The 20,140-nt window shown below is 67.0% G+C and carries 19 protein-coding genes; 12 read left to right on the forward strand and 7 right to left on the reverse strand.

Annotation, left to right across the window (positions count from 1 at the left end):
* Positions 1 to 40: 40 nt before the first annotated feature.
* Genes FHW94_RS06255 through FHW94_RS06265 form a run of 3 tightly spaced genes read left to right on the forward strand, consistent with a single transcriptional unit; the run spans position 41 to position 2,294 of the window.
* Positions 41 to 1,642 (forward strand): long-chain fatty acid--CoA ligase, encoded by a 1,602-nt coding sequence (locus FHW94_RS06255; protein WP_168554827.1) that lies wholly within the window; start codon positions 41 to 43, stop codon positions 1,640 to 1,642.
* A 32-nt stretch (positions 1,643 to 1,674) separates the two neighbouring features.
* Entirely contained in the window at positions 1,675 to 2,010 is a 336-nt protein-coding gene (locus tag FHW94_RS06260) for a YbjQ family protein (RefSeq protein WP_168554828.1), read from the forward strand.
* The gene (locus FHW94_RS06265; protein ID WP_168554829.1) at positions 2,007 to 2,294 is read left to right on the forward strand and encodes a hypothetical protein; all 288 of its coding nucleotides are present in this window, start codon (positions 2,007 to 2,009) and stop codon (positions 2,292 to 2,294) included. Before FHW94_RS06260 ends, FHW94_RS06265 begins: the two co-directional genes overlap by 4 nt.
* Positions 2,295 to 2,402: 108 nt before the next feature.
* Here the strand turns inward: FHW94_RS06265 and FHW94_RS06270 are convergent, their stop codons facing one another.
* The 4 genes from FHW94_RS06270 to FHW94_RS06285 all read right to left on the reverse strand — a co-directional run bounded on the left by FHW94_RS06270 (position 2,403) and on the right by FHW94_RS06285 (position 6,588).
* Positions 2,403 to 3,473 (reverse strand): PA0069 family radical SAM protein, encoded by a 1,071-nt coding sequence (locus FHW94_RS06270; RefSeq protein ID WP_168554830.1) that lies wholly within the window; start codon positions 3,471 to 3,473, stop codon positions 2,403 to 2,405.
* Between the two features lie 61 nt (positions 3,474 to 3,534).
* On the reverse strand, positions 3,535 to 4,062 hold the full coding sequence (gene moaB / locus FHW94_RS06275) for a molybdenum cofactor biosynthesis protein B (protein ID WP_168554831.1): 528 nt from the start codon (positions 4,060 to 4,062) through the stop codon (positions 3,535 to 3,537).
* A complete protein-coding gene (locus tag FHW94_RS06280; RefSeq protein WP_168554832.1) occupies positions 4,052 to 5,827 on the reverse strand; it encodes a lytic transglycosylase domain-containing protein in 1,776 nt (591 codons plus the stop codon). The genes moaB and FHW94_RS06280 overlap by 11 nt, the downstream gene beginning before the upstream one ends.
* Positions 5,827 to 6,588 (reverse strand): uracil-DNA glycosylase family protein, encoded by a 762-nt coding sequence (locus FHW94_RS06285; protein WP_168554833.1) that lies wholly within the window; start codon positions 6,586 to 6,588, stop codon positions 5,827 to 5,829. The genes FHW94_RS06280 and FHW94_RS06285 overlap by 1 nt, the downstream gene beginning before the upstream one ends.
* 178 nt (positions 6,589 to 6,766) lie before the next feature.
* On the opposite strand from FHW94_RS06285, the gene FHW94_RS06290 reads away from it, so the two are divergent.
* The 7 genes from FHW94_RS06290 to FHW94_RS06320 all read left to right on the forward strand — a co-directional run bounded on the left by FHW94_RS06290 (position 6,767) and on the right by FHW94_RS06320 (position 14,891).
* Positions 6,767 to 8,413: an electron transfer flavoprotein-ubiquinone oxidoreductase gene (locus tag FHW94_RS06290; RefSeq protein ID WP_168554834.1), complete on the forward strand. Its 1,647-nt coding sequence runs from the start codon at positions 6,767 to 6,769 to the stop codon at positions 8,411 to 8,413.
* Between the two features lie 18 nt (positions 8,414 to 8,431).
* A complete protein-coding gene (locus FHW94_RS06295; RefSeq protein ID WP_168554835.1) occupies positions 8,432 to 9,229 on the forward strand; it encodes a 4-(cytidine 5'-diphospho)-2-C-methyl-D-erythritol kinase in 798 nt (265 codons plus the stop codon).
* Entirely contained in the window at positions 9,226 to 9,957 is a 732-nt protein-coding gene (locus tag FHW94_RS06300; protein ID WP_168554836.1) for an N-formylglutamate amidohydrolase, read from the forward strand. The genes FHW94_RS06295 and FHW94_RS06300 overlap by 4 nt, the downstream gene beginning before the upstream one ends.
* Before the next feature lie 102 nt (positions 9,958 to 10,059).
* Positions 10,060 to 11,916 (forward strand): dihydroxy-acid dehydratase, encoded by a 1,857-nt coding sequence (gene ilvD / locus FHW94_RS06305; RefSeq protein WP_168554837.1) that lies wholly within the window; start codon positions 10,060 to 10,062, stop codon positions 11,914 to 11,916.
* The gene (locus tag FHW94_RS06310) at positions 11,916 to 12,281 is read left to right on the forward strand and encodes a hypothetical protein (RefSeq protein WP_168554838.1); all 366 of its coding nucleotides are present in this window, start codon (positions 11,916 to 11,918) and stop codon (positions 12,279 to 12,281) included. The genes ilvD and FHW94_RS06310 overlap by 1 nt, the downstream gene beginning before the upstream one ends.
* Positions 12,262 to 13,689: an NAD(P)H-hydrate dehydratase gene (locus FHW94_RS06315; protein ID WP_168554839.1), complete on the forward strand. Its 1,428-nt coding sequence runs from the start codon at positions 12,262 to 12,264 to the stop codon at positions 13,687 to 13,689. Before FHW94_RS06310 ends, FHW94_RS06315 begins: the two co-directional genes overlap by 20 nt.
* Positions 13,686 to 14,891, forward strand: a complete 1,206-nt coding sequence (locus FHW94_RS06320) for a class I SAM-dependent RNA methyltransferase (RefSeq protein ID WP_168554840.1) — start codon at positions 13,686 to 13,688, stop codon at positions 14,889 to 14,891. The genes FHW94_RS06315 and FHW94_RS06320 overlap by 4 nt, the downstream gene beginning before the upstream one ends.
* A gap of 6 nt (positions 14,892 to 14,897) precedes the next feature.
* Here FHW94_RS06320 and FHW94_RS06325 read toward each other — a convergent pair whose 3' ends face one another.
* The 3 genes from FHW94_RS06325 to FHW94_RS06335 all read right to left on the reverse strand — a co-directional run bounded on the left by FHW94_RS06325 (position 14,898) and on the right by FHW94_RS06335 (position 17,237).
* Positions 14,898 to 15,320, reverse strand: a complete 423-nt coding sequence (locus FHW94_RS06325; protein WP_349237446.1) for an MAPEG family protein — start codon at positions 15,318 to 15,320, stop codon at positions 14,898 to 14,900.
* 106 nt (positions 15,321 to 15,426) lie between these two features.
* Positions 15,427 to 16,080 carry a class I SAM-dependent methyltransferase gene (locus FHW94_RS06330; RefSeq protein WP_349237447.1) on the reverse strand — a complete coding sequence of 218 codons (654 nt, stop codon included), beginning with the start codon at positions 16,078 to 16,080 and terminating at the stop codon, positions 15,427 to 15,429.
* Positions 16,077 to 17,237 (reverse strand): DUF3419 family protein, encoded by a 1,161-nt coding sequence (locus FHW94_RS06335; RefSeq protein WP_246866009.1) that lies wholly within the window; start codon positions 17,235 to 17,237, stop codon positions 16,077 to 16,079. Before FHW94_RS06335 ends, FHW94_RS06330 begins: the two co-directional genes overlap by 4 nt.
* 293 nt (positions 17,238 to 17,530) lie before the next feature.
* Between FHW94_RS06335 and FHW94_RS06340 the strand changes: the two genes are divergently transcribed.
* Both FHW94_RS06340 and FHW94_RS06345 read left to right on the forward strand, forming a co-directional pair.
* Complete coding sequence (locus FHW94_RS06340; RefSeq protein WP_168554843.1) at positions 17,531 to 18,736, forward strand: saccharopine dehydrogenase family protein; 1,206 nt, start codon at positions 17,531 to 17,533, stop codon at positions 18,734 to 18,736.
* Between the two features lie 151 nt (positions 18,737 to 18,887).
* Positions 18,888 to 20,084 (forward strand): carboxynorspermidine decarboxylase, encoded by a 1,197-nt coding sequence (locus tag FHW94_RS06345; protein WP_168554844.1) that lies wholly within the window; start codon positions 18,888 to 18,890, stop codon positions 20,082 to 20,084.
* Positions 20,085 to 20,140 lie beyond the last annotated feature (56 nt).

The raw sequence follows: 20,140 nt of genomic DNA on the forward strand, positions 1-20,140 counted from the left end.
AGGCCGGGCGCCACGACCCGGCGGAAAGGACGGCAAGAGGATGCTGGGCGGAATGCAGGACTGGCCGCTGCGCGTGGGCCGGCTGATCGACCATGCCGCGCGCGAGCATGGCCATCGCGCGATCGTCAGCCGCTGGGCCGATGGCCGCGAGACGGAAACGACCTGGGCCGGCGTGCGCCACGATGCCGCGCGGCTGGCCGCCACCTTGCACCGTGTGGGAATCACGCCGGGCGACCGCGTGGCGACACTGGCGATGAACCATGCGCATCACCTGGCTGCCTGGTATGGCATTCCCGGCGCCGGGGCGATCCTGCACACCGTGAACCCGCGCCTGTTCGAAGACCAGCTGGATTTCATCGTCAACCACGCCGAAGACCGCGTGTTGTTGTTCGATGCGGTGTTCGCCCCGCTGGTGGCGCGAATGAAGCCGCGCTGGCCCACGGTCGAACACTATGTCTGCTTTGACAGCAGCGCCCCCGCGCCGGCATTTGCCGATTGGATCGGCAGCGACACCACCGACTGGACGGAAGGGGACGAGCGCGAAGCCTGTATGCTCAGCTATACCAGCGGCACCACGGGCAATCCAAAGGGCGTGCTCTATTCGCACCGCTCCACCGTGCTGCACGCACTGGGCGTGTTGCAGCCCGAAGTGTTTGGAATGGAGAGCCGCAGCGTGGCCCTGCCGGTGGTGCCGATGTTCCACGCCGCCTGCTGGGGCTTGCCCTGGGCTTCGGCCAGCGTGGGCGCCAAGCTGGTCTTGTCTGCCGTGGCCGAGCCGGCCGTGTTGTGCGACCTCATGGCGCGCCACGAGGTGACGGCGATGGCCGGTGTGCCGACGGTGTGGCTGGGCCTGGCGCAGCATGCCGATGCCACGGCGGGCGGCGCATTTCCCCCAGCGCTGAAAGACGTGCTGTGCGGCGGATCGGCCCTGCCGCGCGCGCTGATCGAACGGTTCATGGCCGCGGGCCTGCGCGTCAGCCATGCCTGGGGGATGACCGAAACCTCGCCCATCGGCACGGCAGGTGGCGAGCCGTGGAACTGGGACGGCATGGACTTTGCCGCACAGGTTTCGCTCAAGGCCAAGCAAGGCCGCCCGCCGTTCGGCGTGGAGATGCGCTGCGTGGATCTGGGTGACGCCGCGCACGTGCTGCCGCGCGATGGGCAGACGGCCGGCGCCCTGCAGGTGCGCGGGCCATGGGTGATCCAGCGCTATTTCAAGGCGGAGGCCGATGCAGTGGACGCGGATGGCTGGTTCGACACTGGCGACGTTGCGATCCTGCATCCCGATGGCACCTTGCAGATCACCGACCGCACCAAGGACGTGATCAAGTCGGGCGGCGAATGGATCAGTTCGGTGGAGCTGGAAAACGCCGCCGTGGGCCACCCCGCCGTGGCCGAAGCCGCCGCCATCGGCATTGCCCATCCCAAGTGGGACGAGCGGCCGCTGCTGGTGGTGGTGCTGCGTCCGGGCATGGCCACAAGCACGCAGGAACTGTGCGACTATCTGGCCACCCGCGTGGCGCGGTGGTGGTTGCCCGATGCCGTGGTGTTCGTCGAAAGCCTGCCGCATACCGGCACGGGCAAGATATCCAAGAAGGATCTGCGCGCACAATTCCATGGCTTTTCGTGGGATCAGGCGTAATTTGCAGGCGATAAGAACGCTGGGAGAGTGCCATGATCGTGACGACCACCGAAAACATCGCCGGCCATGATGTGGTGGAAAGCCTGGGCCAGGTTTTCGGCGTGGTGGTGCGCAGCCGCGGGCTTGCCGGCAATATCGTGGCGGGCTTGCGCACGATCATCGGCGGGGAAATCAAGGAATATTCGGCGCTGGTGGAAGACACCCGCCGCCACGCGATCGATCGCCTGGTGATGAACGCCCGGCTGATGGGGGCAGACGCGGTGGTGATGATGCGCTTCGATTCCGGCTCCATCGGCCAGACCATGAACGAAGTGGTGGCCTATGGCACTGCCGTGAAGCTCGCACGCCCTGGGCCTTCGGTGGCATGACGGGCGGTGCGCGCGTTGCCGCGCTGATCACCGCTGGCCTGGTCGGTGCTGCCGGCCTGGCGTTGCATCTGGCAACGGGCAACGGCTGGGGCCTGATCGGCCTGGGCGCCGTGATCGCGCTCGCCACTCTGTTCGAAGCCCGCTACCGCGCGCGCCAGCCCGAAGGCGCCGTGCAGTGGCAGCGCACCGGCGAATGCGAAGTGGACGTGGAGACCGGTGCGGTGGTGGAAGTGTGGTACGACCCCGTGACCGGCGCGCGCAAGTATGAGCCGGTGATCGACTGACTGCGGCGGGCGGGGGAGATTGGACAAGCTCCGCCCCGAACGGATTTCGACGGTTTAAATAACGACTTCCGCTCGCGCTGAGCCCGTCGAAGGGCGCGGGCACAAGGCTCAGAACAAATCCATCTGCCCATCGCGCGAAGGCGGGCGGAACTGCGAGCAATCGAGATCCAGCCGTTCCTGCACGATCCCGGCCCTGCGCAGGGCGAGGCGGAAGCGGGTGTGGATGAGATCGGCCCAGACACCCTTGGGTTTCATGCGGGTGTGGAAGCTGGCGTCATAATCCTTGCCGCCGCGCATCGATTGCACCGTGTGCATCACCTTGGCGGCGCGATCGGGGAAATGCACGTCCAGCCATTGCCGGAACAGCGGCGCCACTTCGTGAGGCAGGCGCAGCATGATCCAGCTGGCTGAGCGGACGCCCAGTGCGCCGGCTTCCATCAGGATCTGCTCCAGGAACTGGTCGGTGATCGCGGGGATCACGGGAGAGACACCGACGTGAGCAGGGATGCCCGCCTCCACCAGCGTGCCCAGCGCCGCCATCCGCTTGGCTGGGCTGGAGGCGCGCGGCTCCAACAGGCCCGACAGGCGCGGATCGAGGCTGGTGATCGAAAGGCCCACCGCCACCAGGCGCCGCACCGCGAGCTGGCGCAGCAGGTCGAGATCGTCGAGGACGCGGGCCGACTTGGTCGTGATCGTCACCGGATGGCCCACCTCCAGGCACAGTTCCAGCACCTGGCGCGTGATGCGATAGTCGCGCTCGATCGGCTGGTAGGGATCGGTGTTGGTGCCCATCGCCAGTGGGCGCGGGCTGTATCCGCACTTGGCGAAGGCTTTGCGCAACAGTTCGGCTGCCTTGGGCTTGGCAAACAGTTTCGTCTCGAAATCGAGGCCGGGCGAGAGATCGTGATAGGCATGCGTTGGCCGAGCATAGCAATAGATGCAGCCGTGCTCGCACCCGCGATAGGCATTCACCGAACGGTCGAAGGGAATATCGGGCGAGGCGTTGAAAGTGAGGACGCTTTTGGGGAATTCCTGCGTGACCGTGGTGCGCAGGCGCGGAGCCTCGCCATCGATGGCTTGCGCCATGTCGCGCCAGTCGCCGTCGGCCTCCCGCTCGGCCAGGCCAAAGCGCGTGGGCACCGCGCCAGACTGCGCACCCCTGCCTTTGATGGGTTGCATTGCGCAGAACATAGCAAGAACATTGCCGGAAGGGAAGGACTTCCTCCCCGTGCCGGGGAGGCTACTTCTCCAGCAGCCTGGGCATCAGTTCCACGAAATTGCAGGGACGGTTGCGGCTGTCGAGCTGTTCGGCGAGGATGCCGTCCCAGCCGTCCTTCACTGCGCCGTTCGAGCCGGGCAGGGCGAAGATGTACGTGCCGCGCGCCACCACCGCGCAGGCGCGGGATTGGATCGTGCTGGTGCCGATCGTTTTGTAGCTGAGCCAGCGGAACAGTTCGCCAAAGCCGGGAATATCGCGCGTTTTCACGCGATCTAGCGCTTCGGGCGTCACGTCGCGCCCGGTCAGCCCGGTGCCGCCGGTGATCACCACGGCGTCAACCGCAGGATCGTCGATCCAGTTGTTCAGCCGCGTGGCGATGCGGTCGGCATCGTCCTTTTCCAGCGCCCGCGCGGCGAGGCTGTGCCCGGCGTCGCGGATGCGCTGCGCGAGAATGTCGCCCGAGGTGTCTTCATCCGGGCCGCGCGTGTCCGAAACGGTGAGCAGGGCAATCTGGATCGGCTTGAACGTGCGCGTGGTGTCAATTGCCATTGAGCGCAACCCGCACGTTGTCGGCACCCGAAAGGCCGGGGAACTTGGGCCACAGGCCCTGGACAAGGCCGATGCGGCTTTCCGAGGGGCCGCCGGCCTGGCGTTCATACATCCAGTAGTTGCGCATCACTGCCGATACATAGCCGCGGGTTTCCCAATAGGGGATCGATTCCATCCACAACAGCGGATCGCCCTGGTCCTTTACCTGGCTGTTCCAGCGCGCCACCGGCATCGGCCCGGCGTTGTAGGCGGCGATCACCTTGGGCAGCAGGCCGCCGGTGGCGCCATTGTCACGCAGGCGGGTGAGGTAGGTCTGGCCGAACGCGAGGTTCACGTCGGGCAGGTCGAGCTGGCTGTCGCGGCCCTGCATGGCCGGATCGGCGCGGGCCATGTCGCGCGCGGTGCCGGGCAAGACCTGCATCAGCCCCTTGGCGCCGGCCGGGCTGGTCACGGCGGTGCGGAAGTTCGATTCCTGCAGCGAATGGGCAAAGAGCAGCGCGGGATCGACTTTCCAGCCATTGGCCGGAACCCACTTGGGCGCCGGAAAGCGGGCGGCTTCGTCTGCGCGCGCGCCGGGCGGGGCATTGTAGGCCATCCACAACTGGGTGGAAGGGAGGCCCAGGTCACGCGCCAGGCGCGAAAGCGGGGCATACTGGCTGGGGGCGCCGATCCGCGCCTGGTAGCGCAGTACGTCGTCGGCCAGGCCATCGGCGCCGATTTCGGCCAGTTGCACGGCCAGGCGCACGTTGTTGACATCGCGCAGCGATTGCCAATCGGCGGTGGAAAAGTCGGGCGCGGCGGCGGGCGTGGCATTGCGCAGGCCCAGCGCCTCTGCCGCCATCATGCCATAAAGCGTATCGGCATTGCGCGCGGCGGCGCGCAGCATGTTGGCCACCTTTTCGGGCTGGCGGCAGCGCACCAGCGCGCGGCTCGACCAATAATAGCCGGCGGCGACGAGTTCGGGATTGCTGCCCTGCGTGGCGGCCTGCTGGAACGCATCGGCCGCGGCCATGCAATCGTCCATCCGCCAGGCGGCAAGGCCCGCGGTCCACAGCGCCTCGGCCACCCACGGGCCAGAGCCGCCCTGCGTGGCGGACAGCGCGACGAGCCGGGCATTGGCATCGTCGTTCTCGATATAGAAGCTCCAGCCCACCTTCTGCCGCCATTCGGCGCGGGCTTCGGGCGAAAGGCCGGCGTCGATCCCGTCGAGCAGCACGCGCGCGCTCATCGGGTCATCCGCCTTGATGCGGTCCTGGATCGCCTGGGCCACGGTATCGGGCATCGTGCCATCGGCGGTGCTGCGCGGGCGGGTGCGGCGCGGCGTGGTGGGCAGCGCGGCGAAGGCCTGCGCACTGGGGGTGATCGGCAGCGCGGTGGCGCCGCGCTTCATCGCCAGGCGGCCAAGCTGATCGGCCCAGGGCAGATCGGGCGCACGGCCGATCAGGTCGGTCAGCGAGGCGAGATCGGCCTTGGGCGATGTGGCGGCGAGGTAATACTGCGCGCGGGCGACCGCGTGCAGTGGTCCGTCGCTGCGCTGCGCGAGCATGGTCTGGACATTGGTCCAGTCCTGGCGCTCGATCGCGGCGAAAAGCTGGGTGTAATAGGTGCGGTCTTCCTGGCTGAGCAGGGTGGGCACGGCCGTGCGGTCTGCCCGGCTGCGGAAATATTCCGCCGCCGCGCTGTTGGCGTGTGCAGGCGCAGCCAGACTGGCGGCGCAGGCAAGAGCCAGGGCCGGCAGGCATGCGCGGTGAAAGCGCCGGATCATCACGTCAGATCTGTTCCCGTCCAGTCGAGCAAGCGGTTCCACAAAGCCGCCTTGTGCGCCGGGCGAGCCACGAGCGCCGCAAGATCGTATGCGAAAACCGCCGGTACGCATCCCCTGTCATGGTTAAACTCTCGTAAAGCGGCAGCATTATTCGGCAAGTCGTGGCCAAGAAGCGTTGAAATGCCGCTGCGGCCCAGGATCAGCACCCGTTTGGGCGCGGCCAGGGCGACGTGGTGGGCCAGCAATGCGCCCAATCCCTGCTCGCGCAATTGCCCCCAATCGGGCATCGGAACGTGGGTGGGCAGCGCCGCCGCGCAATAGACCGCCTCGCGCGCCAGGCCGAGCGCGGCGAGCATGCCGTCGACCAGCTTGCCGCCACGCCCGCTGAGCAGCGCGTCGGCATCGTCTGCCTCGGGCATGGGCAGCAGGATCATCAGCGGCGCGTCGGCCGGGCCGGCAGGGGGCAGGCGCCGCGCGGACGGGAAGGGCAGGCTGGGCGTTTCCAGCCACCAGCGGTGGAATTCTTCCAGCGTTTGCGGCCAATCGCCAGGCCGGCCGCCCATGGCCGGCGGCGGTGGCGGCGGCGCAAAGGCTGGCGCGGCAGCGGCCGCCTTGGCCGCCACCTTGCGTTCGCTGGCCAGCCAGGATTGCGGCGTGTCGGCCAGGGCGCCGTCCACCCCGGCATCGCCCCACCAATCCAGCGCGGCTTCGACCAGCGCGGCAAGATCGTGGCGGGGCTGTGGCCGCTCTGGCTGGCTCATGTGCCAGCCTGCGGCATCATGCCTTTTTGTGTCATGGGATGGATGGTCATGCGCACCCTATTGACCTTGGGCGCCCCAGCTTTCAAGGCTGCGCGGCATAATCGCGTGATTAACAGCCCGGATGCGAGCGGGCACCAAGCAGGCCCGGTATGCAGGAATGGGCGATGGAGCGGGGACGATGAGCGAACGGGAATCGATGCCTTATGACGTGGTGATCGTCGGTGGTGGGCCGGCGGGCCTGGCCGCGTCGATCCGGGTGAAGCAACTCAACCCCGACCTGACGGTGTGCATCCTGGAAAAGGGTTCGGAAATCGGCGCCCACATCCTGTCGGGCGCGGTGGTCGATCCCAAGGCGCTGGACGAGCTGCTGCCCGAATGGCGCACGATGGATTGCCCGATGGCGCAAGTGCCGGTGACCGACAACTGGCACTGGGTGCTGAGCAAGAAGAAGAAATACGCGCTGCCGCACTGGCCGATGCCGCCGTTCATGTCGAACGATGGGAACTACACCGGCAGCTTGGGCAACCTGTGCCGCTGGCTGGCCGAGCAGGCAACCGAGCTGGGCGTGGAAATCTTCCCCGGCTTCCCGGCGGCCGAAGTGCTGTTCAACGAAAGCGGCGCGGTGATCGGCGTGGCCACGGGCGACATGGGCGTGGCCAAGGATGGCAGCCACAAGGGCGATTACCAGCCCGGCATGGAATTGCACGCCAAGTATACCCTGTTTGCCGAAGGCGCGCGCGGGCACCTGACCAAGCGCCTCAAGCAGCATTTCGATCTGGAGCGCGATTGCCAGCCGCAGGTCTATGGTCTGGGCATCAAGGAGTTGTGGGACATCGATCCGGCCAAGCACGTGCCGGGCCGGGTGATCCACACCCAGGGCTGGCCGCTTTCGGAAAGCAATTCGTGGGGCGGCGGGTTCCTTTATCACCAGGCCAACAACCAGGTGGCCTTGGGCTTTGTCACCGCGCTCGATTACGCCAACCCCTATGTCTATCCGTTCGAGGAATTCCAGCGGTGGAAGCAGCACCCGGATATCCGCGCGATCCTGGAAGGCGGGCGCCGCGTGGCCTATGGCGCGCGCGCGATCAACGAAGGCGGCTGGCAATCGGTGCCGCGCCTGTCGTTCCCGGGCGGGGCGCTGATCGGCTGCTCGGCCGGGTTCGTCAACGTGCCGCGCATCAAGGGCAGCCACACCGCGATGAAAAGCGGGATGCTGGCGGCCGAGGCGATCGTGGCGGCGGCAGCGGCGGGCCGCGAGCATGACGACATGGTGGAATACGATGCCGCCGTGCGCGACAGCTGGATCGCCACCGAGCTCAAGCTGGTGCAGAACGCCCAGCCTCTGGTGGCCAAGTTCGGCGGTTCGTGGGGCACGATCCTGGCGGGGGCCGACATGTGGGGCCGCGTGCTCAAGATCAATCCGATCAAGGGTCTCAAGCACCATACCGATGCCGAAGCGACGCAGCGCGCCGACCTTTACAAGCCGATCGCCTATCCCAAGCCCGACGGCGTGATCACTTTCGACCGGCTGACCAGCGTGGCGTTTTCCTATACCAACCACGAGGAAGACCAGCCCTGCCACCTGGTGCTGAAAGACCCCGAGGTGCCGACGCGGGTCAACCTGCCGCTCTATGCCGGTCCCGAGGCCCGCTATTGCCCGGCCGGCGTCTATGAATTCGTGGGCGTGGAGGAAGGTACGCCGCGCCTGCAGATCAATGCCCAGAACTGCGTCCACTGCAAGACCTGCGACATCAAGGACAAGACGCAGAACATCGATTGGGTGACGCCAGAAGGCGGCGGCGGCCCCAATTATCCCAACATGTAAGGGCCGGTTTTTCACAGCATGCATGAAACGGCCTTTGCCAAGATCAACCTGGCGCTGCACGTGCGGGCGCGGCGCCAGGATGGCTATCACGAGCTGGAAACCGCCTTTGCCTTTGTCGACGCGGGCGACGAACTGGCGGTGAGCCCCGCCGCGCAGGATGCCTTGCGCGTGGTGGGCGAATTCGGCGGGGAACTGGCCGATCCGTTCGGCAATATCGTGGCCAAGGCGCTGGGCACGCTGCCCCGCGCGGGCGGCTGGGCGGTGACGCTGGAAAAACGGCTGCCCGTGGCGGCCGGGTTGGGCGGCGGTTCGGCCGATGCCGGCGCGGTGTTCCGACTGGTGGAGCAAGCCCAGGGACTGCCGGCCGATTGGCACGACAAGGCCGCATCCCTGGGCGCCGATGTGCCGGCCTGCGTGGCCAGCCGCGCCTGCATCGGCCGGGGCACGGGAACGGAACTGGAAGCGGTGGACAACGATCTGGCCGGGTGCCCGGTCTTGCTGGTCAACCCGCGCATTCCGCTCGCCACCGGCCCCGTGTTCAAGGGTTGGGACGGGATCGATCGCGGCGCGCTGCCGCAGGGCGACTTGCGCACGATCGCGCGCGAAGGGCGCAACGACCTGGAAGCGCCAGCCTTGGCGCTGGTGCCGCAGATCGGGGATGTTCTGGCGGCGCTGCGCGCAACTGGCGCTTGGGTGGTGCGCATGTCCGGCTCGGGCGCGACGTGCTTTGCGCTTTATGACCAGGCATCCGCGCGCGATGCAGCGCAGGCGGCCATGCCGGCGGCATGGTGGACGCTGGCAGGAGCGCTGCGATGAGCCAAGAAGCCTGGGCCCTGCTGGGCACGCCCACCAAGGGCGGCGTGCTGATCGTGTCGGACCACGCCAGCGCCCATGTGCCGGGCGATATCGACCTCGGCATCGATCCGGCGCTGCTGACCCAGCATATGGCGATCGATATCGGCGTGGCGGCGATCGGTGCCGTGCTGGCGCAGAGGCCTGGCATTGCCGCGTTCCAGGGCGGGGTGAGCCGCCTGGTGTGCGATTTCAACCGCGATGCGGATGCGCCTGCGGTAGTGCCGGTGGCGAGCGATGGCCACGCCATTCCCGGCAACATGCTGGACCATGCCGGGCGCGAGGCACGGCTGGCGCGCTTCTTCCATCCCTACCACGCCGCGCTGGCGCAGATCCTGGCCGCGCACGAACCGGCGCTGATCCTTTCACTCCATAGCTTTACGCCGCGTCTTTCAAGCGATCCGGTACAAGCGCGGCCCTGGCACGTGGGCGTTTTGTATAATGAGGACGATCGCGCCGCCCGGCTGGCGCTGCCCTGGCTGGCGCAGGAACCTGGCCTGTGCGTGGGCGATCAGCAGCCCTATTCCGGCCGCCTGCTCAACGCCACGATGAACCGCCATGCCGAAGACCATGGCCGACCCTATCTGGGCCTGGAACTGCGCCAGGATCTGATCGGTGACGCCGCCGGCCAGGCCGAGTGGGCAGAGCGGCTGGCAAGACTCTTGCCCGTAGTGGTTGCAGGCCTGGCGTAAAAGTCGCAAATGTAACCTTGGACGCTGGCCCTTGCCTGGAGTAGGGGCACGTCCTTGCGCCCGCGCGGCGCGAAAGAATTGTACGTCTGGAGTCTCCGAACAATGCCCGCCTATCGCTCCCGCACTTCGACCCACGGCCGCAACATGGCGGGCGCGCGCAGCCTGTGGCGCGCCACGGGGATGAAGGATGGCGATTTCGGCAAGCCGATCGTGGCGGTGGTGAACTCGTTCACCCAGTTCGTGCCCGGCCACGTCCACTTGAAAGACCTGGGCCAGATGGTGGCGCGCGAGATCGAAGCGGCCGGCGGCGTAGCCAAGGAATTCAACACTATCGCGGTGGACGATGGCATCGCCATGGGCCACGATGGCATGCTCTATTCGTTGCCCAGCCGCGACCTGATCGCCGATAGCGTGGAATACATGGTCAACGCGCATTGCGCCGACGCGATGGTGTGCATTTCCAACTGCGACAAGATCACGCCGGGCATGCTGATGGCGGCGCTGCGCATCAACATTCCGGTGGTGTTCGTTTCGGGCGGGCCGATGGAAGCGGGCAAGGTTGTCGTGCGTGGCAAGGAACACGCGCTCGACCTGGTCGACGCGATGATCGTCGCCGCCGACGACAGCTATACCGACGAGGAAGTGGCCGATATCGAGCGCTCGGCCTGCCCCACGTGCGGCTCGTGCTCGGGCATGTTCACCGCCAATTCGATGAACTGCCTGACCGAGGCGCTGGGCCTGTCCCTGCCGGGCAACGGCTCCACTCTGGCAACCCATGCCGATCGCCAGCGCCTGTTCCTGGAAGCCGGGCGCCTGGCGGTGGACTTGTGCAAGCGCTATTACGAAGAGGGTGACGAGACGGCTCTGCCGCGTGCGATTGCCAACTTCCGCGCCTTTGAAAACGCGATGAGCCTCGATATCGCCATGGGCGGTTCGACCAACACCGTGCTGCACCTGCTGGCCGCCGCGCAGGAAGCCGGGGTGGATTTCACCATGGCCGATATCGACCGGTTGTCGCGCCGCGTGCCGGTGCTGTCCAAGGTCGCCCCCGCCAAGAACGACGTGCACATGGAAGACGTGCACCGCGCCGGTGGGATCATGGCCATCCTGGGCGAACTCGATCGCGCCGGGCTGCTGCACACCGACACGCCGACCGTGCACGCCCGCACGATGGCTGACGCGCTGGCGCAATGGGACGTGGCGCGCACCAACGCGCCGTCGGTCCAGGAATTCTATCGCGCCGCCCCCGGTGGCGTGCCGACGCAGACCGCGTTCAGCCAAAGCCGCCGCTGGGCCGAACTCGATCTGGACCGCGAAAACGGCGTGATCCGCAGCGCCACCCATGCATTCAGCCAGGATGGCGGTCTGGCCGTGCTGGCCGGCAACATCGCCGCTGACGGCTGCATCGTGAAGACGGCCGGCGTGGATGAAAGCATCCTCAAGTTCACCGGCCCGGCCAAGGTCTATGAAAGCCAGGATGCTGCCGTGACCGCAATCCTCACCGGCCAGGTGGTGGAAGGCGACGTAGTGCTGATCCGCTATGAAGGGCCCAAGGGCGGGCCGGGCATGCAGGAAATGCTCTATCCCACCAGCTACTTGAAGTCCAAGGGCCTGGGCAAGGCCTGCGCGCTGGTGACCGATGGCCGCTTTTCGGGCGGCAGTTCGGGCCTGTCGATCGGCCACGTCTCGCCCGAAGCGGCGGAAGGCGGGGATATCGGCCTGGTCGAGAATGGGGACCTGATCGCCATCGACATTCCCGGACGCAAGATCGACGTGCTGGTTGCGGCAGACGAACTGGCCCGCCGCCGTGCCGCGATGGAAGCAAAGGGTGCCGATGCCTGGCAGCCGGCCAAGCCGCGTGCGCGCAAGGTTTCCGTGGCCCTGCAAGCCTATGCCGCGATGACGACCAGCGCCGCGCGTGGCGCGGTGCGCGATCTGTCGCAGCTCAAGCGCAACTGATGCGGCGCGCGGGCGCCTTGCTGCCGGTCTTTGCCCTGGCCGCATGCGGGCAGGGGACCGGCTCGGCGCCCGAACCGCCGATGGTGACCATCGAATGCGCCACCGACGGCGCCGGTGCGTTCAAGCGGGATTGCCGTGTGGAACCCGTGGTTGAAGGCACGCGTCATCTGCTGATCGTCCATCATCCCGGCGGGGGATTTCGGCGCCTGCTCAAGGTGGACGACGGGCGCGGCGTGGTGGCTGCCGATGGCGTGGTGCCCGCGCAAGTCGCATGGCTTGCCGATGGCCGGCTGGAAGTGACCGTGGGCGGCGATCGCTATCGTTTTCCCGCAAAGGTGAAAGCCGATGGGCCCAAGACACCCTGATCTCGCCCAAGTTCTTACCGTGGCGCAGATGCGCGCGGCGGAAGAGACGCTGATCGGCGCCGGCACCGATGTTCACGCGCTGATGCAGCGTGCCGGGCGCGGGGCGGGCGAATGGGTGCGCCGGGTGGCCGCCGGGCGCCGCGTGACGGTGCTGTGCGGCCCGGGCAACAACGGCGGCGATGGTTATGTCATCGCGCAATACCTGGCCGATGCAGGCGTGCGGGTACAGGTCGTTGCCCCGCACCCGCCGCGAACGGAAGCGGCGCAGCGTGCGCGCGCTCTCTACGCCGGGAGCGTCAAGGAAAGCGGAGCGGGCGTCGAGAGTGGTGTGCTGGTCGATTGCCTGTTTGGCAGTGGCCTGGCGCGCCCGCTGGATGCGCCATTGCTGGCGCTGCTGACCGATCTTGCCGCGCATCACCCCTATCGCATCGCGGTTGACGTGCCGAGCGGGGTGGACAGCAACAGCGGCGCTTGCCTCAATGCAGGGCTTCCCGATTGGCACCTGACACTGGCGCTGGGCGCGTGGAAGCATGCCCACTTTGCCATGCCGGCTTGCGCCACGATGGGTGCGTTGCGCCTGGTGGATATCGGCGTCGAAGCCGTGCCAGGCGCGGCGCGGGTGCTGCAACGCCCAGTGTTGGCGGCGCCCGCCGCTGACGCGCACAAGTATCGCCGGGGCCTGCTGGGCATCGTCGCCGGCGCGATGCCGGGAGCGGCCTTGCTGGCAGCCACGGCGGCCTTGCGCGGCGGGGCCGGCTATGTGCAGGTGCTTGCGGCCGACGCCGGGCTGCCTGGCGCACCGCCGGAACTGGTCGTGCGGCATGGCGCCCTGGAGACGGATCTGGCCGACGATCGCTTTGCCGCTTTGCTGGTGGGGCCAGGGTTGGGGCGCGACCATGCGGCCAAGGCCAGGCTGGAAGCGGTGCTGGCGGCGCGCAAGCCCACCGTGATCGATGCCGATGCGCTGGTCTTGCTGGCGCCAAAGATGCTTAAGGGGGATATGCTGCGTGGTGCGCCGATGGTGTTGACCCCGCATGAAGGAGAGATGCAGGTTTTGGAACGGAATTTCGGGCTTTCGGGCCATGGCGAACGACGCATCCGCGCCGTGGCATTGGCGCAGGCCGCAGGCGCAGTGGTAATGCTCAAGGGGCCGGACAGCGTGATCGCCAGCCCGGCCGGTGAAGTGACGGTGGCGCCGCGCGCGTCTTCCTGGCTTTCGGTGGCGGGCACGGGCGATGTCCTGGCCGGCGCCGTGGCAAGCCGGCTGGCCGTGCGGCGCGATCCGGCGCGCGCCGCGCACGAGGCGCTCTGGCTGCATGGCGAAGCTGCGCATCTGGCCGGGCCTGCCTTTACCAGCGGCGATCTGGCCCATGCCATCGGTGGCGCGCTGCGACAGGCCCTGTCGTGAGCGGCGCCCCGATCGTGCGCGTCGCCGCCAAGGGCGAAGGCGCAACGGCCGATGGGCGCTATGTTGCCCTTTCTGCCCCTGGCGACGTGCTGGAAGACGATGGCACGCTCACCTGGGGGCCAAACCATGTGGAGCCGCCCTGCCGCCATTTCCCCGCGTGCGGGGGCTGCCAGTTGCAGCACTTGTCGGAAGATGCGCTGCGGGACTACGTGGGCGACCGCGTGCTCGGCGCCGCGCGAGGGCAGGGGCTTGACCCCGGCGTGGCCGAACCAACCCACCTTTCCCCGCCGCGCACGCGCCGCCGCGCCACGCTGCACGGCCAGGCGATTGGCCGCCGCGTGGTGCTGGGCTTTCGCGAGGGTGGCAGCCACAAGACCGTGGACATGCGCGAATGCCATGTGATTGCGCCGGAAATCCTTGCCCTGGTTGCGCCGCTGCGCGCGCTGCTGGAAAGCTGGCAGGATCGCAAGCTGGCGGTGGACGTGGAAATGACCCTGGCCGACCAGGGCGTGGCGCTGGGCCTGTTCGGCCTGGCGGCCGAAAACCTGACGCAGACCGAAGCCTTGCTCGATTTTGCCCGCACCCATGGCTTGGCGCGGCTGACGCTCGATACCGGCTATGGCCCGGAAACGACGTGGGAACCCGATCCGGCCACGGTGACTCTGGGTGGCACGGCGGTGAGCCTGCCGCCGGGCGCGTTTCTTCAGGCGACGGCCGATGGCGAAGCGGCGCTGGTGGAAGCGGCCAAGGGCTGGCTGGCTGGCGCCGCCACGGTGGCCGATCTCTTTGCCGGGCTTGGCACGTTCGCCTTTGCCCTGGCCGGGCCGGGCACCAAGGTCTTGGCGGTGGAAGCAGCGCGCGATGCGCATCTGGCGTGCCAAGCCGCGGCACGGACGAAGGGCAGGCCGGTCCATGCCTTGCACCGCGACTTGTTCCGCAATCCGCTGCGCGCCGAAGAGCTTAAACGGTTTGCCGCGGTGCTGCTCGATCCGCCGCGCGCCGGTGCGCGTGAACAAGTAGCCCAGATCGCCGCGTCCACCGTGGGCTGGCTGGTCTATATCAGCTGCAACCCGGCGAGTTGGGCGCGTGATGCCGCCACGCTGGTGGCTGCCGGTTATCGGCTGGCGGGATTGAAAGCGGTGGGACAGTTCCGCTGGTCCACCCACGTCGAACTCGCCAGCCTGTTCGTGCGCGAAGGGTAAGCCCGGCTAATCGATGCGCAGGGCCAGCACCGCGGCGCGGATGGCCAATGCCACGAGGCAGAAGGTAGCGGCGCCGAACAGCGCTAGCCGCGCCGGGATCGTGTTGATGCGCGCCTGCCACAGCGAATGGATGACCCGCAGCAAGACATAGGCCCAGGCCACCAGGATATCGTCGCGCTGCGGGCCCAGCACTGCCAGGATCAGGCAAACCGCGTAGAACAGCGTGGGCTGCTCCATCAGGTGGGCATAGTTGTGCGATGGCCAGCAGGCACCTGGCGGCAGGCGACTCTCGAGTTCCTGGCCGCGGCTGCCGGGTGGCAGGTCGTGCAACTTGCCCGAGGTCCGGGCGAACGCCTGGATGCGCGCCACCCCAAGCCAGCCCAGCATGACCAGCGACCACAGCACGAGCACGGCCGCGGGTGCCAGCATCGGCGCCTCCATCCCAAACCCCTTTCGTGCCCACGTTATCCACAGGCGGCGCAGGCATTATCCACAGGGTTGTGCGCTGCCATGCAAGCGTTGTCAAATCTGCCGCTCAGCGCGCGCGGGTCATCGTCACCAGCCGGTAATAGCCCAGCGGACCGGTATGAACGTCGCACACCAGGCCCGATTGCGCTGCGAGTGTGCGGCTCACGGTGGCCAGGTCGGTCCGTGGCGTGACGTGAAAGCGTGCCAGCCATGCCTGCAGCCCACGCCGCAGCGGCCCTGGCAGGCCGGCAGCATCATGGAAATCGACCATGTGCAGCGATCCGCCCGGGGCCAGCAGATGCGCGGCCTGGGCGATGGTGTCCTGCCACGGCGGGATCATCGACAGCGCAAAGGAAATCACCACGCGGTCGAACAGCGGCGTGCCCAGCAGGGCTTGCGGATCGAACTGGCTCGCATCGGCCAGGGCAAGGCGGGCGTCCGCCCCCAGCCGCCGCCGCGCCGCACCGAGCATGTCTTGCGAAATGTCGATCCCATGGAGGCGCATGCCCGGCCATCGTCGCCCGATCAGCGCGAGGTTGCGGCCGGTGCCGCAGCCCAGTTCGAGCACGCGCGCGCCGGGTGGCGCATCAAGGTCACGGATCAGCCGGTCGCGCCCGAACAGATAGTATTTGCGCGTGGCGTCATAGAGCCACACCTGCCGCCGATAGATGGCATCCATCAGCGCGGCATGGTCGCGCGCGGGCCCGGCCAGGGTGGTCACGCGGTCAACTCGTAAAGGTGCACCCCGCCATAGATGGACGAGCGATCGCGCGTGGTGAACCCAGCGCTGGCTTGCGCATGATAGGTCCACCGGTCGAGCAGTTCGGGCGCCACCCGGCCTGGCAGTAACGTGGGCGCCGCCGCGGTGCGGAACAGCACGCGGGCACCGGGCCGCGCGGTTCGGGTGATTTGCTGCCAAAGGGCGTTGAGTTGTTCGTCGGTCATCCAGTCCTGCGCATCGAGCAGGACGTAGCGATCACGCGAGGCATCGGGCAGGGTGGCCAGGTGCTCGGTGAAATTGGCGTGCAGCACGGTAACGCGATCGGCGCGTTCGCGCACCGCCTGCCAGTTCGCCGCCTGGAGGTAGGGCGGCAGCGGCCCCTGGCCATTGCGGGAATAGCCGCGCGAAAAGGCCTGCCAGGCGAAATAGTTTTCCTCGACCGGGAAATCGCACGCCAGCTTTTCCAACCGGCGGCGCAGCACTTGCGCCATGGGCTCGTCCCCGGCCAGCGCGTCGAATTGCGCGGGCGGGATGCCCAGGCCGAACAGCGCCGCCGGCTGATCGACCAGCCAGCGCACGAAGCGCTTGTCGAACACCGGCGCCAGTTCGCGCTCGAACACGGCGCGCTGTGCATCCTGGGTAGGGGCGGCGAGGATCGCGGCCAGGTCGATGCGGTAGAGCCTGGCCAGAAGGTGCGCGACGCCGATGAAATTCCCCAGCAGCCCGCGCTTGTAGATGCCCTTGCCGAACCCGCCGATGCGCCGCCGGCCGATCAGGTCGCGCCCTTCCCAATAGCGCCGCGTCGGCTCGTCGAGCAGCGGCAGCAGATGCGCGCGATAGGCGGCGATGTTGGCCGCGCTGTCGGCCTGGGCGAAGAAGCGGTGGAACTGCGCATGATCGGGCAGCCCCTGCGCGGCCGCCAGTTTCAGCTTGTTGAGCGCGATGTGCGCGGTGTTGAGATCGACCGCGGTGATGCTGGCCGGATCGGCGACCAGATAGGACAGCACGTTGCACCCGCCGCTGGCGATGGCCACCACGCGGCTGTCGGGCCGAATCTGCAGGGCGTCCATGTCCACTTCGGGGTCTTCCCAGATCTGGGCATAGACCAGCCCGCGAAAGGCCTGGGCAAAGGCATGGTCCAGCAGGCGATGGGCCATCCCGGTACCCTTGCGCACGACCGAGCGGGTGATCGGGTTGGTGGCGCCGGGGTTTTCCCGGCTTTTCCGCAATTCCATGGCCTTGCCTTTCCCATTCGTATGGATGGGCGTCGCTCTACGACAGTGGCGTTGCGGGATTATGGCAGGCGCGCCGCGCCGGCCGGGTGGGGCGAAAGCGCGGGGTGCAATAGGACTTGGGTTTGTCATGTGCTTGCCCTATGTGCCCTGCCCATGATGGGCAGCCCGTGCCGGACTGCCTCCAAACCCCCTGTTTTGACGATTATGGAGTGACCATGGCTCAGGTTCTTGTGATTGGCGCTGGCGGCGTCGGCTCGGTCGCGGTCCACAAGATGGCGATGAATGCCGATATCTTCACCGGCATCGCCCTTGCCAGCCGCACCAAGAGCAAGTGCGACGCGATCGCCGCCTCGGTGAAGGAACGCACCGGCGTCGACGTGGCGACCTATCAGATCGACGCCGACGACGTGGCCGCCACCACCGCGCTGATCGACGAGGTGAAGCCCGTGCTCGTCGTCAACCTGGCGCTGCCGTACCAGGACCTGACGATCATGGACGCGTGCCTGGCCGCCGGCGTGCACTATATGGACACCGCCAACTACGAACCGCGCGAGGAAGCCAAGTTCGAATACAAGTGGCAGTGGGCCTATCAGGAACGCTTCAAGGAAAAGGGCCTGATGGCGCTGCTCGGTTCGGGCTTCGATCCGGGCGTGACTTCGGTGTTCGCCACCTGGCTCAAGAAGCACAAGCTCGACACGATTCGCACGCTCGACATTCTCGATTGCAACGGCGGCGACCATGGCCAGGCCTTTGCCACCAACTTCAACCCCGAAATCAACATCCGCGAAGTGACCGCCCCGGCGCGTCACTGGCTGAACGGCGAATGGGTGGAAACCCCGGCGCTGACCATCCGCCAGCAGTTCGATTTCGAGGCGGTTGGCCCCAAGAACATGTACCTCATGTATCATGAGGAAATCGAAAGCCTGAAGACGCACCTGCCCGAAATCGAGCGCATCCGCTTCTGGATGACGTTTGGCGACGCCTATATCACGCACCTCACCGTGCTGCAGAACGTGGGCATGACGCGGATCGATCCGGTGGTCTATGAAGGCAAGGAAATCATTCCCTTGCAGTTCCTGAAAGCCGTGCTGCCGGAACCGGCCTCGCTGGGCGCCACCACCAAGGGCAAGACCAACATCGGTGATATCGCCACCGGCCTCAAGGACGGCGTTGAAAAGACGTTCTACATCTACAACATCTGCGACCATGAAGATGCCTTTGCCGAAACCGGCAACCAGGCGATCAGCTATACCACCGGCGTTCCGGCGATGATCGGTGCGGCGCTGGTGGTGCAGGGCCTGTGGAAGGGCGAGGGCGTGTTCAACATCGAACAGCTCGATCCCGATCCGTTCATGGACATGCTTAACCAGCATGGCCTGCCCTGGCAGGTGAAGGAACTCAGCGGCCCGCTGCAGTTCTGATTTGCAGGTGAGGGGGTGTAAGGCCCCCACCACCCTCCAACCCCTCCTCTGAAGCGGAGGGGGAGCAAGATACCGATAGCCCCCTCCTCTTCAGAGGAGGGGGTTGGGGGTGGTGGAAGCCATGCCCCAAGCCCTCAGAAAGGCCCCACCCATGGAAACCAGAGCCGGCGATCCGGGCGCCTTTGCCCATTTCGACCTGTCGCGCGTCGACAGCCCCGCCTTCGTCGTCGATGTCCAGGCGCTGCGGCGCAACCTGGCTACGCTGGCCGATATCCGCGACCGCGCCGGGATCAAGGTGCTGGCCGCGCTCAAGGCCTTTTCGATGTGGCAGGTGGCCCCGGTGGTGGGCGAATACCTTGATGGCGTGTGCACTTCGGGCCTGTGGGAAGCCAAGCTGGCGGCAGAGCACTACCAGGGCGAGATCGCGACCTACTGCGCGGCCTACAAGGCCGAAGACCTGCCCGAGATCTGCGCGCTTTCGGACCATGTGATCTTCAATTCGCCGTTCCAGATCGCGCGGTTCAAGCCCGTGCTGGAGGCGGCGCGCGCCGCCGGCCATGCGTTCGACGTGGGGCTGCGGATCAATCCGCTGCACCAGGAAGGCGAAGTCCCGCGCTATGACCCGTGCGCCCCGCATTCGCGCCTGGGCTTTCCGGTTGACCAGTTGCGCCCCGAACATCTCGAGGGTGTTTCCGGCCTGCACTTCCACACCCTGTGCGAGCAGGATTTCGAACCCCTGCGTCGCACCTGGGATTCGCTTGCCCCGCGCATCGCGCCGTTCCTGGGCCAGCTCAAGTGGCTGAACTTTGGCGGCGGGCACCACGTGACCCGCGCCGATTACCAGCGCGACGAACTGGTCGCCTTCCTGCGCGACGTGAAGGCGCAGACCGGCTGCGAGCTCTATCTGGAGCCGGGCGAGGCGGTGGCGCTCGATGCCGGGATCCTGGTGGGCACCGTACTCGATCGCCACTGGAACCGGATGGACATTGCCATCACCGACATTTCCGCCACCTGCCACATGCCCGACGTGATCGAGGCTCCCTATCGTCCGGCGATGCTCGGCGAACTGCCGATCGATGAATATGAGGACGGGGCAGGGGATGCTCCGGTGCGGCTGGGTGGGCCATCGTGCCTCGCCGGCGACGTGATCGGGGACTATCGCCTGCCTATGGCGGCCGAGCCGGGCACGCGCTTTGCCTTCCTAGATCAGGCGCACTATTCGATGGTCAAGACCACCACGTTCAACGGCGTGCCTTTGCCATCGATCTGGCTGTGGGACAGCAACACCGATCAGCTGGATCGGATCCGCAAGTTTGCCTACGAAGATTTCCGTGACCGCCTGAGTTAATCAAATTTATCATATGCTTGCTGCCATATTGCTGCGCGCATTGTGCGCCCGCCGGG

The sequence above is a fragment of the Novosphingobium sp. SG720 genome (assembly GCF_012275365.1).
GTDB lineage: Bacteria > Pseudomonadota > Alphaproteobacteria > Sphingomonadales > Sphingomonadaceae > Novosphingobium > Novosphingobium rhizosphaerae.